This window comes from Streptomyces aurantiogriseus, assembly GCF_014649375.1.
Taxonomy (GTDB): domain Bacteria; phylum Actinomycetota; class Actinomycetes; order Streptomycetales; family Streptomycetaceae; genus Streptomyces; species Streptomyces aurantiogriseus.
Genome location: NZ_BMSX01000011.1, coordinates 150,737 through 166,393, shown reverse-complemented (window position 1 = coordinate 166,393; position 15,657 = coordinate 150,737). Strand labels below are relative to the sequence as shown.

Sequence of the window (15,657 nt, the reverse complement as noted above, 5' to 3'; positions counted from 1 at the left end):
GTTACCACCGGGAAAGCATCCAGGCAGGGGAGGCGCGGACATGGCGATCGGCCGACGGCCGGGGGCGTACGTGTGCGGGATCGACGCGGCGATGGACGTCATCGGCGGCAAATGGAAGGTCCTGATCCTCTGGGCCCTGCACGAGAAACCGTGCCGCTTCGGCGAACTGCGCCGCGGACTCCCGGGCGTCACGGAGAAGGTCCTCGCCGCGCACCTGCGCGAGTTGGAGGCAGACGGCATGGTCCACCGCGAGGAGTACGACGAGACACCCCCACGCGTCGAGTACTCACTCACGCCCCGCGGCGAGTCCCTCAACGAAGCCCTTGCACCACTGGGCGCGTGGGGCCGGGAGAACCTCCTCGGGGGCGATCCCGTGCCGCACTAGACACCGCCGTCCCCCTCCAGCCCCCAACTGTGGATCCGGCGCGGGTGGATCCGGATGACCTCCGCACTGAAGTGCGGCCCCAGATCATGCGGCCCGGTCAGCAACTCCGCCTCTCCACGGATGTCGATGCCCCGAACCCTCCAGGGCCGCAGACTGACGATGTCGTCGACGACCAGGGCGACCTTCGGATTCTGCTGCAGATTCCGCCACTTCTTCGTGCTGCCCATCGCATGCCCACCGACCAGGATCGTGCCGTCGTCCTGCGGGAAGAACCCCACCGGATTCGCCTGCGGCTGCCCCAGCCCATCGACGGTGGCCAGCCGCCCCAGCCGCTGCGACTTCAGATACGCGCGCTCTGCCTCGCTGAATGCGGTCATGGGAGCAGCGAAGCACGCGGCCGCCGCACCGCACATCGGATCTTCGCCCTAGGGCCGACGCCCTACGTCGCCGCCCCGCGGGCTCACCCCCACCACACCGCCCCCAGCCAAGCCCCCATGATCAGCAAGCAGGTGAACAGCTCCGCCAGGATGCTGGAGCCGCCCGCGCGCATCGTCTCGCGGAGGGAGGCGCGGGCCGCGTCGGGGCGGCCCAGGCGGAGGCGTTCGGCGTAATAGATGCCGGCGATGAAGCCCGGGACGGCGCCGAGGACGGGGACGAGGAAGAAACCGAGGAAGGCTCCGGTGCCCGCGTAGACGGCCATGTGGCGGGTGGCGCCGCTCACGCGCAGGCGGCGGGGTGGCAGGGCCCAGCGCACCACCTGGGACAGGAAGAGGGCGACCGTCGCGCCCACCAGTACGGCCCAGGAGACCGGATCCGGGTCCTTCAGCGCCCACCACAGGACCGCGGACCACACCAGCCACGATCCCGGCACGCCGGGTACCAGCACTCCGCACAGGCCGAGCAGGATGACCAGACCGACCAGCAGGAGTTCCCACGCTCCCATCTGCCCAGCGTGCCGGAATCCGGGAGAAGACGCAGGTCAAGGCGGAGGCGGAGGCACGAGCGCTAGCGCTCCCGGGTCACCCAGCCCCGCTCGTACGCGTGCCAGCCCAGCTGCAGCCGGGTCGTCACGCCCGTCAGTTCCATCAGCCGTCTCACCCGGCGCTGTACGGTCCGCAGGCCCAGGTCGAGCTGTTTGGCGACGCTCGCGTCGGTCAGGCCGGCCAGCAGCAGGGAGAGGATCTCCAGGTCGGTGGTGTCGAGGCCGTCCGGGTCCTGCTCCGCGACGCCGGCCGGGCCCAGGCGGAGCGGCAGCGCTTCCCGCCAGACCGACTCGAAGAGACCCGACAGCAGCTCCAGGAGTCCGCCGGCGTGCACCACCAGCGCGGCGGGCTCCGCGGAGCGGCCGGTCAGCGGCACCAGGGCGAGCGCGCGGTCGGCCACGACGAGCTTCGTCGGGACCTTCTCCACCACCCGCACCCGCTCGCCCCGGCCGAGGGCGGCGGTCAGCTCCTTCATGCCGTCCGGCTGGTCGAGGACAGCCCGCTCCAGCACCACGCGGTAGCGCACCCCGCGGGCCGCCGCCTGCTCCTCCGCGACGTTCTCCCCGCCGGTCACGGCAACCGGTGTGCCGGTGACCAGCGCGCACACCTCCTCGCTCGCCCCCAGCTGGATCTGCAGGAAACGCTGGGCGACCGCCGCCGCGCCCGTCACCACCTCCACCAGGTCGTGCACCGACGGTTCGGCCGCCGCCGCCCGGTACTCCTCGGCGAGCAACGCGGCCGCCAGCTCCGCCTGCTCCAGTTCGTGGCGTCGCTGGGTGAGCAGCGCCCCCAGCGCGACGCCCGGCGGCGCGGCGACCCAGCGCCCGGGCCGGCCCGAGGACTGCGCGGCCAGCCCGTGCCGCTCCAGCCGGCGCAGCGCGCGCTCGGTGTCGCGCTCGCCCAGGGTCAGCCGCCGCGCGAGATCCGGTACGTCCGCGGCGCCCACGGACACCAGCACCCGGTACGCCGACTCGTGCGTCTCGTCGAGCCCGATCGCTCCCAGCATCCGGTGCCGTCCTCCCCTGACCGCCATGGTCGCGTCCGGCGGGAAGGTGGCGGGAAACCGCCACGGCGCATTCCCGCCCCGGTACATCATCGCCCTGGACCCGGTCACTCTGCCAAGGTGTGGCCACGGCGGTCGGCGGTGATCATCCGCGGCCGTGACCGTGAGCATCCGTCACAGCGGAGCTCCAGGTGGGCGGGGCACACCCGGGACGGCCGGCCGCGTCGGCGCGGCACCGGTGAGCACCCAGAACGTGGTCCGGGTTCATGACGCGCAGGGGCGCACCGGGGATCTGAGCCCGGATCACCCGGGGTCGCCGGGCGGTTCTCCCGTGGGGGGTGGAATCGCCCGGCGGTCTCATGACCCCCTCCTCGCACCCCAGTTCGGCATGTCGCTCGACATGCGCGTCGACACGCCGGAAGGCGCGACGTACCGGCTCGCATTTTCCTGATGCCCCGTTTTCATACGGCCCGTGCGGTGGACAATTAGGGGCATGAGCCAGCAGGGGGGAAGGCCCACCGGTCACGAGGACGACTGGTGGGGGCAGTTGTACGACGACTCCACCGAGGACACCGGACCGACGGCCGCCACCGACTCGCTGGACGACCGGTTCGCCTCGGCGGTGGGCGCGGTGCGCCCCGCGGAGGCGACAGAGGCGAGAGAGCCGACAGAGCCGGCAGAGCAGTCCGAGCCGACTGCACCGACGGAGTCGCCGGCTTCGGCGGGAGCCGCGCGACCGGCGGACGAAGAACGCCCCGAGAAGGCGGACTGGTGGGAGGCGGTGGACGTACCTCCGCCCCCGCCCCCGACCACCCCGCCCCCACCCACCACACCTCCGTCCACCACGCCTCCGCCCACTGCACCCCCGCTCGCTGCACCGCCGTCGCCCACCGCGCCACCACCGCCGACCGCAGTGCCCCGACCGCACAACGCAGCTGACGAGGAGCCGCCCGCCGCCGGCCCCGACGACCGTCCCCCCGTACGCCCCCGCGCCCCCTGGGAACCACCGCCGGACACACCTCCCGGCCCCACCACCTTCCCGCCCGGCCCACTGCCCCCGGGTTTCGACAAGCGGTCACCCCGGAGCCCCGCCTCCGCCGCGCCCGCCGGCCGTACGGCCACGGAGACAACCCCCACGCCCTCCGTTCCCGCCTCCCGCACACCCCCCGACACCCACCCCGCGAAGCCGACCGCACCCCCACCACCCCCACTCGCTCCCACCCCCGGCACCGGGACCCCGCCCGCCCCCACCGCGTCCGCCGCCGGCACCGCCGCCCCGTTCGGCCCGGCCACCGCGCGCCCCGCCGCCAAGCCCTACGTCGGCTCCGGCCCGCCCACCTACGACGCCGAGCCCACCGCCCTCCCGCCCGCCGACCCGGACGAACTCGACGACCTGCTCGCCGACACCGTCCTGGACGGCGCCCGGTACGGGTCCTGCACGCTGCGGGCGGCGTCCGTGCGCGGGGACTCCGCGCGCTACCGGGGCGAGCCGCGCCGCGACTCCCTCCTCACCGCACGATTCGGCACCGGCGAGCAGGCGCTGATCCTGGTCGCGATGGCGACCGGCGCCCGGGCCACGCCGGGGGCGCACCGGGCGGCCGCCGAGGTGTGCAGGTGGATCGGTGGGGCCGTGGGCCGCAGTCACGTCCGGCTCGCGGAGGACATCAGGGCCGCCCGGCGCGGCGACCTGAAGTCGGGCCTGCACCGTCTCACCGACCGCAGCCTCGGCCGGCTCCGCGCCAGCGCCGCCGAACAGGGCCTCGAACCGGAGGAGTACGCGGCCAGCCTGCGCTGCCTCCTCCTGCCCGCCGACCCCGAATGCCGCACGCGCGTCTTCTTCGGCGTCGGCCCCGGCGGACTGTTCCGCCTGCGGGACGGTGAGTGGCAGGACATCGAACCGCAGGTCGGCGAGGTCGCCGGCGAGCCGGTCGTCGGGTTCGGCTCCCTGCCCGCCGAGACACCCGAGGGCGACCGCCTCACCATGGACCTCGGCATCCCGACCCCGCCGAACCCGTACGAACCGGATCCCGAGCCGCCCCGTGAACCCTTCCGTTTCCGGGCCTCCGTCGCCCGCCCGGGTGACACGCTCCTGATGTGCACCGGCGGCCTCGCCGACCCCCTGCGCGGCGAGCCCGAACTGCCCGCCCATCTGACGGAGCGGTGGTCCGGGACCGCCCCGCCCGGCCTCGCCGCGTTCCTCGCCGACACCCAGATCCGGGTCAAGGGATACGCGGACGACCGTACGGCCGCAGCCGTTTGGGAGGCGTGACAGGCGTTCGCCGTGCATGCATGGACCCGGAGGAATCCGAAGGACCCACGGAGACCGAAGATGCTGGTCGCCCGCGGTGCTGGACGGCGGCGTCGGGCGCATGCTGCAGATGGCCCGCTCCAACCTGCGCTACGTGCCGCGTCCTCAGCGGTACCTACTCGCTGGGCGTCCACCGGCGCGCCGAGGTGTCGTACGTGTAGTGGGGCAGGCCCGCGATGCTCCTGGTGCGGAACGGGCGGCCGTGGTCGTCGACGCGGACCGTGCCGGTACGGCCCTGGGAGGACCAGTCGAGTTCGAGGTACCAGGAGCAGTCGCAGGCCTGGGTCCGCGCGGTGACCAGCAGCACCTCCGGATCCTCGGCGGACACCCGGTAGGGCATCCGGACCGCCGGGATGGGCGTGCCCGAGTCGTTGCCGGGGACCGCGCGGGCGATCGGGCGGTCCTTGTCCAGGTCGACCGCGAAGTGGCGGGGGCTGATCGAGCCGCCGCAGCCCTGGTCCATGGCGTAGGCGTTGCCCGGCGTGGGGTCGGTACGGCCGACCACCCGCACACGCAGCGCCGTCAGCACGACGGCCGTGGAGCTGCGGCCCTGCACCGAGATCTCCACGTTGGTCTCCCGCCCGTGCACGGCCCCCTGCGCCGTCGCCCACGGCCTGGCGTCCTGCGGAGCCGGGGGCGGCGGAACCTGCGCGGGCGGCTTGGCGACCACGTAGTCGTGACCGCAGCCGAGCGCCCAGGCCTGGGAGTCGGCGGTCCAGGTGAGGGGGACGGCCGCGGGCGTGTCCTGGGGAGGGGTGGTGCGGGAAGCGGAGGGGGAAGGCTTCGGGGCGCCGGGGGAGGGCGGGATGGTGCGGGCCGTGGGGGAGGGGGAGGGCGAGGGCGACGGGGAGGTGGTCGGCGTGGGTGAGGGGTGCGGAGCCGCCGGGGCCGTTGTCCGGGACGGGGTGGTGGGGAAGGACCGTGCCGTGTCGGAGGACGACGGGCGGTCGGCGGGGAGCGCGGAGAGGGTGCCGAGGGTGGCGAGCAGAGCGCAGGCGAGGGCGGCCAGGAGGGTGACGCGGCGGTGGTGCCAGGGCCGGGGCGGGCGAGCGGGGCCGGGATCGACCTGTGCGTCCGGCGCGCTCTGTGTCTCTGGTGTCCCCGGCACATCACGCTTCTCGGGTACGTCGGGGTTCGCCGGTGCCTCAAGGTTCGCCGGTACCTCAGGCTTCTGCGGTACGTCCGCTGCTTCCGCGGCCTCCTTCGCTGCCTTCTTCTTCTCCTCCTCGTCCTCCGCCTCCGCCGATCCGGCCGTACGCGGCCGCTGCCGTGCCGCCACCGCCAGCAGCCACCGGCGATGGAGTTCGAGCCGTTCCTCCGGCGATGCCCCGCAGAACTGCGCCAGCCGCTCCACGGGCGCGAAGTCCTGCGGCACCGCGTCCCCGGCGCAGTAGCGGTGCAGGGTGGACGTGTTCATGCCGACTCGGCGGCCCAGGGAGCCGTAGCTCCGCTCCGTCCGCTCCTTGAGTTCCGTCAGCAGTGCCGCGAACTGCGCGACATCGTCCCGTGCTGCCGACACCGTTCCCCCGTCCGATCCGCACCGCATCCCAGGCACTCATATGTCTGCACGTCAGATGGCCTGGGATGGTTCCATGCCCGCCGAACGGGCGCCGGAGCTTGCCGCCGCTCCGGTGACCGCCGATGCTCTTGGTGTCGCCGCCGAGCAAGCCGGACGGACCATCCGGTGCCCGGTGGCCTTCCACACTCCTGCACCCCACTGCACTCACTCACGGGGGACACCCATGCCCAAGCACACCCGAGCAGGCGCGCTCGCCGCGCTCACCGCCGCGGGCCTCGCCCTCGGCACCGTACTCGCCGCCCCGGCCGGTGCCGCCCCGAAGGCGCCCGGCTTCCTCGCGGCCAAGGACCTTCCGCCGCACCTTTCGTCGACCTGGACGGCCGGCAAGGTCACGCCCGGCGTACCGGAGGAGGTGGAGGTGGACCGCTGTCTGGGCATGGCGCTGCCGGGCCACGCCTCCTCCTGGCACCGCGACTTCTGGACCGACCTGGACGCGAGTGCCCGTCAGATCACCGTCGTCCTGAAGGACACCCGCGCGGCGAAGGGCCTGGCCTCGCGGCTGAACAAGGACATCAAGTCCTGCCCGACGCGCATCGAGCAGGCCGACCCGGAGGTCGAGGCCACGCTGAAGGACTACGGCACGCTGAACGTCGAGGAGGGCGCCCACGTCCACGGGCTGCACACCGAGACCTCCTGGGGCGCGACCGACATCCGCCTTCTCTCCGTCGGCCGGGACGGGCGGACGGTGACAGTCGTGGACTGGGGCCGGCTGGGCGACTTCGGCGACGCGCCGGTGAAGGCCTTCAAGAAGACGACCACCCAGGCCGTCAACAAGCTCCACTGACCCGGACGACCACCGGAAAGGACGGGCCGCCGCTCTCCCGCCACGGGGGTCGGGAGAGCGGCGGCCCCGCACTGTCACCGCTGCCGGCGGCAGCGGTGAAACTGGTTCCGGCTGGGTTTCCGGGTGCGGAACCAGCGGATTCCGGCCAACTTCGCGAACTGCGGGAAGGCGGCGGTGCAGTGAAGGAGCCGGGGAGCCGGATCTCCTCGGTCTCCACGCCCGGCTCCTCGGCGGCGCACACCGGCCCCGGGCCGTCGACGTCCGGCACCAGCCGCCACACCTCTTCCCCGCCTACGGCCGGATCAGCAGACACGCATCGGCAGAAAGGCCCATCGCTCGCGGTCAGCACGTCCCTCGGGCGCGTCGGCTCGAAGGCGTGCAGGACGGCCGGATCGGCGGCCGCCTCGACGAGCAGATGCCCCGGCTCACCACCCTCGGCGGGGGCGGCGACCGTCAGGTGACGGGTGCGCGGGTGCACGCCCTTCAGGGGTACGCCCGCGCCGTCGTACAGCAGCCCCTCCGCCTGGAAGGCGGGGGCGTCGCCGGTGAACCCGGGGCCGATCACGAACCAACTCGTCGACCAGGGCTTTCCCCACTCCGCGCCGGTCGCGCGGGGCTCGTGGGCGGCCTGCAGGGTCCGGTCGACCGGCACCGGCTCACCCGGCACGTGCCTCACGGACGGGACCAGCGGCACCCGCGCCCCCGTGCCGCGCGGGACGCACGCACTGCCGCATCGCGCGCTCCAGGCGCGCTTCCACCGGGGTTCGGGCGCCGTGCACGGCGCTGTCCTCGGCGACGCGGACGGCGGTGTCGGGGTGTCACCCACCCCTCCCGGCGCCGGTGAGGACATGCGGAGCGGGCCCGTCGGCGTGGCCGAACACCCGGTCGTTGAGGATTCGACATGACTCGGTCCGGTGTCGACGGGGCAAGCATCCCCGTGAACGTGTTCGAGCAGGAGGGGAACCGACCATCGGCACGCGGGCGGGGGTCATGAAGAGGCAGGCACGAGGCAGCGGTTCGACCGTGATCGCGGACACCTCGGCGACGACGCGCACAGTGGAGGACAAGGCCGACGACGATGCCGGGGAGACCCAGGCGTCGCAACTGCGGCGCAGACTCGGGCGGGCGGACCTGCGGGCCGTCCCCGAGACCCGGCGGGCGCTGCGTGAGCTGCTGCGGCACTGGGGGAGGCCGGGACAGTCGGAGACGGCGGAACTGCTCACCAGCGAGCTCGTCACCAATGCGCTCGTCCACACCGATCACGACGCGGTCCTGACGGCCACCGTCGGGCCGTCCGGCCTGCGGGTCGAGGTACGGGACTTCGTCCCCCGCCGCCCGCAGCCGCGCACACCGAGCGCCGGCGACAGCACCCACGGCCGGGGCCTGGTCCTGGTGCAGTCCCTCGCGGACGCGTGGGGCGTCCGGGCGCACGGTGTCGGGAAGGTGGTGTGGTTCGAACTGGACGCGGAAGCGGCGTGAACGGGGGCCGCGCGCACGGGAAGGGGGCGCGACCTCGCCGGTCGCGCCCCCTTCCCATGGACGTCGTGTCCCTCAGCCGAACTGCTGCTCCAGGTCCTTGAGCTTGCGCTCCAGGGAGTCCAGGCGCGGCAGGGCCATCGTGTCGTCCTCCGCGGTGAGGTCCACGGTGATCGGGTCAGAAGTCTGGCGTACGGGCTGCAGGGAGGGCCGTGTACGCACGGGCAGCTGCTCTGGCGCGTTCGCTATGGCAGGCTCCGCGGAGACCCGCTCGTCGGCCCGCTCCAGCGTGGCCTGCGCCTCCAGCTGACGGCCGCCACGGCCCGGCAGACCGCGGTGTCCGCGGCTGATCGCCTTGAGCTGGGCCCGCTCCACCCGCTGCTGCTCGCGGCGGCGCCGACGCGACTCGTCCTTCTGGCGCTTGTCCTCGCGCACCTCCTCGACGGCCTCGTCCAGGCTGCGCACACCCTCCAGGAGCATCAGCGACCACGCCTTGTAGGTCTCGCGAGGGGCCCGCAGCCAGCGCACGACGCGGATCTGCGGCAGCGGACGCGGCACCAGGCCCTGCTCGCGCAGCGCGGCCCGGCGGGTCTGCTTCAGCGCCCGGTCGAAGAGCACGGCCGCCGACAGCGACATGCCGGCGAAGAAGTGGGGGGCGCCCGCGTGGCCGATGCCCCGGGGAGCGTGGACCCAGTTGAACCAGGCCGCGGCGCCCGCGAACGTCCACACGAGTATCCGGGAGCCGAGCGCGGCGTCACCGTGGCTGGCCTCGCGCACCGCGAGGACCGAGCAGAACATCGCGGCCCCGTCCAGGCCGAACGGCACCAGGTACTCCCAGCCGCCGGAAAGGTTCAGGTTCTGCCGGCCGAAGCCGACCAGGCCGTGGAAGGAGAGCGCGGCGGCGACTGCCGCGCAGCAGAACAGCAGCACATAGGAGGCGGTGCCGTAGAGGGCCTCCTTGCGCCTGCGGCGCTCCTCGCTGCGCTCCCACGAGTCGTCCGCACTCGCGTTCTCCCCGGAGGAGCGCTTGCCGCGCGCGAGCACCGCCACCGCCGCCAGCATGCCCAGGAGCAGTACGGCGCCCGGAAGCAGCCAGTTCAGCGATATGTCGGTCAGTCTCATCTGGGGTCCCTTGCATTGGGATAGGGCGTAACGCCCGCCATAGTGGCCCAATCCCGCCGTCCCTCAGGGGGTTTCGGGGCAAGAGGCCGCCAAGGAAGTGCAAGGGGATGCCCAGGGCGACGTTCTGCTCGAACTGCCGCTTGAGGGGCGGGAGTTGAGTTCGAATAAGACTACCCGTACGGGTGGTTCCACGGAAAGTTCCCGCGACGAGTGAGGAAGTTGTGAATCGCCTGTCGCCCTGCGGGAGCCTCGTTCCGGTGATCCTACGGGACGCGGAGGGCCGACTTGCTCTGATGGGGCCTCAACTCACTGCGGCTGCGGCGAGTTTGGTGACGCGGTCCGCGTCGCAGGTGCGCGGGCAGGTGGCGCAGGTGTCCTCGGGGTGCACGGTGTAGAACATGCAGCAGCTCGCCCGGTCCCGGGTCGCCAGCGACTCGCCGTCCGGGCCGGTCAGCTCACGGAAGGCCGCCGAGCCGACGTACGGCCGGGTCGCGCCCGGCAGCAGCAGCTCCAGCTCGCGCCGCGCCCGCTCCTGCTCGCCCTCGCCGAACAGCTGGGCGACGTACCAGAGCCCCTCGACGATCTCGTCGGTCACCATGCCCCACAGGGCGCGCCCGCGCCGCCGCGCACGCGGCCCGAACCCGGCGAGCACGGGCTCGTGGTGCTCGGCGATCGCGGCCCGCACCTCCGTCCGCAGCTCCTCGTCGTCCGCGACCACCCGGGCACCGGGCAGCGCGGCGGCCGGGTCGCCCGGCAGGCAGGCGAACGAGGCGGGCGCGCGGACGGCCATCCGCATGCCGTCGCCGGTGCGGTCGTACGAGACATGCGTCACGGGGAAGCGGGGCACCCGGCGGTGCAGGAACCACGGGACGGTGATCAGCAGGCAGGCCGGCCAGGCGTACCGGTGCAGTCCGAAACTCGCGACGACGTCCGGGCGGGCCTTTCGCCCGTAGTCGCGCACCACCTGCGCGTCGTCCCAGGCGAGGAAGGCCTCCAGCCCCGCTCCACCCGCCGCGAGCTCGGCCGCCGCGACCCAACCGCCCCCTCGGGGCGCCGGCTCCTCGTCCTCCAGCTCCGTGACGGTGAGGCCCGGGTAGACCTCGGTGAGGCGGGCGTAGGCGTCCGCCACGGCCGACTGTGCCGACCGCGCCGACGGGCGTATGTGCATACCGGGACCACCGATCCACGCATGACTGGCAGGTAAGGCTTACCTTACTCGGTGCGGCCGGGCTCTACGCCCTCCTTGGGGGGCGTCCTCGATTACCCCCCTTGCGGGCGGTACGCCTAAGGTGCTTGACGGACGAGTAACAACCCGCCGTAATGACCCCAAGTACCGACACGTCCCGAGGAGGACCCCGTGGAGCAGAGCGCGCAGGGCTTTGCCGGGACGGGGACTCCCAAGGAGCGCGGCGCCGGGGTCCCGGCGCAGCCGCGGGCGGCGGAGCGTGAGCGAGACGTGCGGGGCCCGGCCGGAGACGGCCGCGTACCGGGCGCCGAGACCGGCGCCGTGCGCGGCGAGCACACCCACAGCGAAGTGCCCCTCCCACGCCCTCGCCCCGTCGTGCAGCGGGCCTCCGTGCGCGGCCAGATCCTCGACGCCCTGCGCACCGCGCTCGTCGCCGGGGAGCTCACACCGGGCGAGGTGTACTCGGCCCCGGCCCTCGGCGAACGCTTCGGGGTGTCCGCGACGCCGGTCCGCGAGGCGATGCAGCAACTCGCCGTCGAGGGCGCCGTCGAGGTCGTGCCCAACCGCGGCTTCCGCGTGATCGTCCGGGGCACCCGCGAACTGGCCGAGCTGGCGGAGGTGCGGGCGCTGATCGAGGTGCCGGTGATGCTGCGGCTCGCCCGTACGGTGCCGGGCGAGCGCTGGGCGGAGCTGCACCCGCTCGCGGAGGCGACGGTACGGGCGGCGGGCTCCGGCTGCCGCGCCACCTACGCCGAGGCCGACCGCGCCTTCCACCGCGCGGTACTGGCCCTGAGCGGCAACGAGCAGCTGGTGGGGATCGCGGAGGACCTGCACCGCCGGGCCCAGTGGCCGCTGGTGGGCGGGCCGGTGACGCGGGGGCGGGCGGACCTGGTCGCCGACGCCGCGGAACACATGGCGTTGCTGGAGGCGTTGGGCGCCGGGGATCTGGACGTGGTGCAGGCCCTCGTACGGGAGCACTTCGCGGGGGCGGGCTGAGCGCACCTCCCGCCCCGGCGGCCTCCCCGCCCCGCACACGAGCCCGCGCCGCTGTCACACCCGGCCGCTAACGTCCCGGCCATGACTGACGGAATCGCGTGGATCAGCGACCGGTTGGGCGACGGACTGGGCTTCTCCCTCACTCTGGTGAAAGGCATCGGCCACGAGGAACTGGCCGTCCGTCTCGGGGCGCGGCCGGGGACTCTCATGGACCCGGACACCGCCCGGGAGATGCTGGAGCTGTCTCCCGGCCCGTGGGACCTGCCGGACTACGCCGTCGTGGGCGACACCGGAAACGGCTGGGCGTTCGCCCTCGAGTCGCCCGCCGCCACCGACCGCGCCGACCGGCTCGGCCCGGGCAGGGACCTGTGGTCGACGCACACCGTCGTCACCATCTGGGACAGCACCATGGACCCGCCGATCATCAGCGCGGCCGTCGACGGCAGGTTCGACTGGATGTTCTGGGAGTACAACACCGGCCACACCGACCACCCGCTCACCCGGCGCCTGATCACGGAGGCCGGATTCGTCGCGGGGCCCAACGGCGTGCACCGGGACGACCGGTTCGGCGCCCGCGTGACGATGACGAACGTGTACCGGATCGTGGGCGACCACTACGGACTGACCCTGCCCCGGCAGGCCATCGCCGACCGCCGTCTCCCGCACGTCTTCACCGAGCCCACGGTGCGGGTGCGGTCCCGGGCGCGGTGCCCGTTCTGCGGCGGGCAGATGGTGCCGTACGGCGGTGGCTCCTGGGCGCCGGGCGAGTACCGGCTGGTGTGCGTCTTCTACAAGGTGCGCGACCAGCCGGGCCGCCCGCCTCAGGGATGCCCGGGCGAGATCAGCGGGCCCGCGGTGGCGGAGGCGGTCGACGTGGAGCCGAACCCGAAGTACGACAACGTCCGGATGCCGTCCGGGGGCTGACCGGTGCCCTGGGCCTGCCCATATCGGCCTACGCCGTGGCCGCCGGCGGCGCCAACTGCCGTCCCAGCCACGTCGGTACTCCGCCGAGCAGCCGGAACAGCCGCCGGGCCTCCTCCCGCAGCCGCGAGGCCTCCGGCTCGACCTCCGCGTCCGCCAGCGACGCCAGGGCCGGGGCCGTCCCCACCAGGTAGCCCAACTCCTCCCGGATCCGCAGGGATTCGGCGAAGCCGTGGCGGGCCTCGGCGATCTCGCCGTCACGCAGGGCGAGGCCCGCGAGGTGGCGCCAGGTGAAGGAGAGCAGCAGGTCGTCGGAGTGGGCCGCGGCGGCCGTGTGGGCGCGCCGGTAGGCGGCACGGGCGGCCTGCGGGGAGCGGGTGAGGTTCTCCGCGAGCAGACCGCGGCGGAAGTCCAGCAGCGCCCGCGCCGGCGACTCCGGGTGGATCAGTGCCGCCGCCCGGCCGAGCGCGGCCCGCGCCTCGTCGACCCGGTCGCGCACCCCGTGCACCGTCGCCGTGTACGCCAGGTGCCCGCGTTCACAAGCGGCGGCACCCCGCTCCTCGTCGGTGTGGGCCAGCGCCTCCGCCGTACGCAGCGCGTCCTCCGCCTCCTGCCAGCCCTGCTCGGCGTACAGGCACCGCTCCACGAGCAGCGCGGCCCGCTGCATCGAGCCCGCCGCCGTGTCGGGTGGGAGCAGGGCCGCGGCATCGGCCCAGCAGGCCCGCGAGCGCAGCCGCCACACCGCGGTCTGGAGGGGATCGTCACCAGCGGTCGTTCCGTTACCAGACATGGCGGGATGCGCCACCTTGCCCTCCCCGAGCACGCCATCGAGCTTTGAGTTGGTGGCCGCATCTCAGCACGGATCGCCGGGCCGGGCCAAGGGGGCGGGTGAAGGATTTCACAAAGTCGTGGGACTCCTGGCCCGCAGAGGTTTCGGCTCGCGGGCGCCGATCCGTCAGCTCATGCGCAGCGCCAGGAAGAAGTCCAGCTTGTCCTCGAGGCGCGACAGGTCACGGCTCGTCAACTGCTCGATCCGGCCGACACGGTAGCGCAGCGTGTTGACGTGCAGGTGCAGCCGGGAGGCGCACCGGGTCCAGGAGCCGTCGCAGTCCAGGAACGCCTCCAGCGTCGGGATCAGCTCGGCGCGGTGGCGGCGGTCGTAGTCGCGCAGGGGGTCCAGGAGGCGGGCGGTGAAGGCCCGGCGGACGTCGTCCGGGACGAAGGGCAGCAGCAGGACGTGCGAGGCCAGCTCCTGGTGGCCGGCCGCGCACACCCGGCCGGGGCGGGCCGCCGCCACCCGCCGCGCGTGCCGGGCCTCCTCCAGGGCACCCCGCAGGCCCTCCGCCGAGTGCACCGCCGCGCTGACGCCCAGCGTGACCCGCCCGTCGCCGTCCAGACCCGCCGACAGCGGCTCCCGTACGGAGGCGAGGAGGGCGTCGGCGAGGACGCCGGACTCCGAGCCGTCGTGCTCGGTGGAGACCGCCGGGAGCGGGACGAGGGCGATGGCCTCGTCGCCGGTGTGGGCGACGGCGATGCGGTCGGAGGGCTCGGGGCCGGTGGTGTGCGGTTCGACGAGGATCTCCTCCAGGAGCGACTGGGCGACCGGGCCGCCGTCGATCTCCCCGCCGTCCCACTCCACACGCGCCACGACCACCTGCCAGTGCGGGGCGGCCCCGAGGCCCGGCAGCAGCACCGGCGCCGCCACCCGCAGCCGCGCCGCGATCTCGGCGGGCGCCGCGCCCGTCTGCACCAGGTCCAGCACCTCCTGCGCGAGTCGCCTGCGCACCGTGCGCGCCGCGTCCCGGCGGTCCCGCTCGACCGCGATGAGCTGGGTGACGCCCTGGAGCAGGTCCAGCCGCTCCTCCGCCCAGTCCCCGGCGTCCGCCTCGACGGCCAGCAGCCAGTCCGACAGCACCGTCTCCCGTACGTCCCGCGAGGACTGCGGGGCGCGGCCGCCGGAGCGGACCGGGAAGAGCGAGTACGTCGTCTGGCCGACGATCACGCGGTGCGGGCCGCGGCGGCCGGTGCGGGCGGCCGCCAGCTGCTCCGCCGCCAGCTTCGCGCACACGTCGGCCGCCGGTCCGGGCCCCGCCACCTTCGGTCCGGCGATGAGCCGCCCGGTGGGGGAGAGGACCCAGGCGCGCAGGTCGAGGTCGGTGCCGAGCAGGTCCAGGACGACGTCCGGGCCGCCGCCCGCCGGGCCCGAGGTCATCATCCGCCGGTGCCGGTCGACGACGGCCGCGAGGTCTCCGGCCCGCTCGCCGGACACCTGCCGTACGACGTGCTCGGTGATCGTCGCGAACGCCACCGACTCGTGTACCGCGAACAGCGGCAGCCGGTGCCGGGCGCAGGCCACGACCAGGTCGTCCGGCACGTCCCCCAGCTCGGCTTCGCCCGCGGCGAGCGCGGCCACCCCGGCCTGCACCAGGATCCGTACGAACGGCTCGGAGTCCGCGGCGTCCCGGCGCCAGGCCAGACCCGTCAGGACCAGCTCCCCGCCGGAGAGGTAGCGGCTCGGGTCGCGGAGGTCGGTGGTCATCACACCCCGTACGGTGCGGTCCAGCTCGTCCTCGCCGCCGAGCAGCCTGAGGCCCAGCGCATCGGTGTCCAGCAGTGCGCGCAGCCGCATTCTCGTCGCCGCCGTTCTGTGTCTCGAAATCTACGATGAAGCGTGAGGGCTCGTGGGGTGAGGAGGCCTCGTCGACGGGCTCCCGGCCCGTGCGAGGGCCCTCATGAGCCGCATTCTTCGATTGCCGGGCTGTTTCCCGCGTTTCCACAGGAATACCGGGAGGTTACTGATGGCCTCCGTTCATATGAATCTACAAGATGCCCGCCCCGACCAGCCAACTCCTTCATGGTTTCCGTGACTGACCCCGTCGGAGTACGCCGCTGTGTACTGGGCCCGATCCGCGTG

At 73.7% G+C, this 15,657-nt stretch carries 15 protein-coding genes; 6 read left to right on the top strand and 9 right to left on the bottom strand.

Annotation, left to right across the window (positions count from 1 at the left end):
• Positions 1 to 40: 40 nt before the first annotated feature.
• Entirely contained in the window at positions 41 to 385 is a 345-nt protein-coding gene (locus IE263_RS23525; RefSeq protein WP_189939711.1) for a winged helix-turn-helix transcriptional regulator, read from the top strand.
• Here IE263_RS23525 and IE263_RS23520 read toward each other — a convergent pair.
• The 3 genes from IE263_RS23520 to IE263_RS23510 all read right to left on the bottom strand — a co-directional run bounded on the left by IE263_RS23520 (position 382) and on the right by IE263_RS23510 (position 2,374).
• Entirely contained in the window at positions 382 to 762 is a 381-nt protein-coding gene (locus IE263_RS23520) for a PPOX class F420-dependent oxidoreductase (protein ID WP_189939710.1), read from the bottom strand. The two genes, IE263_RS23525 and IE263_RS23520, sit on opposite strands and share 4 nt — an antisense overlap.
• Positions 763 to 845: 83 nt before the next feature.
• Positions 846 to 1,328, bottom strand: a complete 483-nt coding sequence (locus tag IE263_RS23515) for a DUF456 domain-containing protein (RefSeq protein ID WP_189939709.1) — start codon at positions 1,326 to 1,328, stop codon at positions 846 to 848.
• 62 nt (positions 1,329 to 1,390) lie between these two features.
• On the bottom strand, positions 1,391 to 2,374 hold the full coding sequence (locus IE263_RS23510) for a TrmB family transcriptional regulator (RefSeq protein WP_189939860.1): 984 nt from the start codon (positions 2,372 to 2,374) through the stop codon (positions 1,391 to 1,393).
• A 490-nt stretch (positions 2,375 to 2,864) separates the two neighbouring features.
• Between IE263_RS23510 and IE263_RS23505 the strand changes: the two genes are divergently transcribed.
• Complete coding sequence (locus IE263_RS23505) at positions 2,865 to 4,640, top strand: PP2C family serine/threonine-protein phosphatase (protein WP_189939708.1); 1,776 nt, start codon at positions 2,865 to 2,867, stop codon at positions 4,638 to 4,640.
• Positions 4,641 to 4,794: 154 nt separating this feature from the next.
• Here IE263_RS23505 and IE263_RS23500 read toward each other — a convergent pair whose 3' ends face one another.
• The gene (locus IE263_RS23500; RefSeq protein ID WP_189939707.1) at positions 4,795 to 6,225 is read right to left on the bottom strand and encodes a helix-turn-helix domain-containing protein; all 1,431 of its coding nucleotides are present in this window, start codon (positions 6,223 to 6,225) and stop codon (positions 4,795 to 4,797) included.
• Positions 6,226 to 6,421: 196 nt separating this feature from the next.
• On the opposite strand from IE263_RS23500, the gene IE263_RS23495 reads away from it, so the two are divergent.
• Positions 6,422 to 7,042: a hypothetical protein gene (locus tag IE263_RS23495; RefSeq protein WP_189939706.1), complete on the top strand. Its 621-nt coding sequence runs from the start codon at positions 6,422 to 6,424 to the stop codon at positions 7,040 to 7,042.
• Here IE263_RS23495 and IE263_RS49770 read toward each other — a convergent pair.
• On the bottom strand, positions 7,026 to 7,718 hold the full coding sequence (locus IE263_RS49770; protein WP_189939705.1) for a hypothetical protein: 693 nt from the start codon (positions 7,716 to 7,718) through the stop codon (positions 7,026 to 7,028). The two genes, IE263_RS23495 and IE263_RS49770, sit on opposite strands and share 17 nt — an antisense overlap.
• Before the next feature lie 314 nt (positions 7,719 to 8,032).
• On the opposite strand from IE263_RS49770, the gene IE263_RS23485 reads away from it, so the two are divergent.
• On the top strand, positions 8,033 to 8,521 hold the full coding sequence (locus tag IE263_RS23485; RefSeq protein ID WP_189939704.1) for an ATP-binding protein: 489 nt from the start codon (positions 8,033 to 8,035) through the stop codon (positions 8,519 to 8,521).
• 72 nt (positions 8,522 to 8,593) lie between these two features.
• Here IE263_RS23485 and IE263_RS23480 read toward each other — a convergent pair whose 3' ends face one another.
• Both IE263_RS23480 and IE263_RS23475 read right to left on the bottom strand, forming a co-directional pair.
• Entirely contained in the window at positions 8,594 to 9,640 is a 1,047-nt protein-coding gene (locus IE263_RS23480; RefSeq protein ID WP_189939703.1) for a DUF2637 domain-containing protein, read from the bottom strand.
• Positions 9,641 to 9,941: 301 nt separating this feature from the next.
• Entirely contained in the window at positions 9,942 to 10,808 is an 867-nt protein-coding gene (locus IE263_RS23475; protein WP_189939702.1) for a (2Fe-2S)-binding protein, read from the bottom strand.
• A 189-nt stretch (positions 10,809 to 10,997) separates the two neighbouring features.
• Here IE263_RS23475 and IE263_RS23470 point away from each other — a divergent pair, with 189 nt between their 5' ends.
• Together IE263_RS23470 and IE263_RS23465 are read left to right on the top strand one after the other, a co-directional pair.
• Positions 10,998 to 11,822, top strand: coding sequence for a GntR family transcriptional regulator (locus IE263_RS23470; protein ID WP_189939701.1), 825 nt, complete (start codon positions 10,998 to 11,000; stop codon positions 11,820 to 11,822).
• Positions 11,823 to 11,903: 81 nt separating this feature from the next.
• Positions 11,904 to 12,746, top strand: a complete 843-nt coding sequence (locus IE263_RS23465) for a hypothetical protein (RefSeq protein WP_189939700.1) — start codon at positions 11,904 to 11,906, stop codon at positions 12,744 to 12,746.
• A 28-nt stretch (positions 12,747 to 12,774) separates the two neighbouring features.
• Here IE263_RS23465 and IE263_RS23460 read toward each other — a convergent pair whose 3' ends face one another.
• Together IE263_RS23460 and IE263_RS23455 are read right to left on the bottom strand one after the other, a co-directional pair.
• Positions 12,775 to 13,548, bottom strand: a complete 774-nt coding sequence (locus IE263_RS23460) for a hypothetical protein (protein ID WP_189939699.1) — start codon at positions 13,546 to 13,548, stop codon at positions 12,775 to 12,777.
• 150 nt (positions 13,549 to 13,698) lie between these two features.
• Positions 13,699 to 15,372, bottom strand: coding sequence for a PucR family transcriptional regulator (locus tag IE263_RS23455; protein ID WP_189939698.1), 1,674 nt, complete (start codon positions 15,370 to 15,372; stop codon positions 13,699 to 13,701).
• Positions 15,373 to 15,657: the final 285 nt, after the last annotated feature.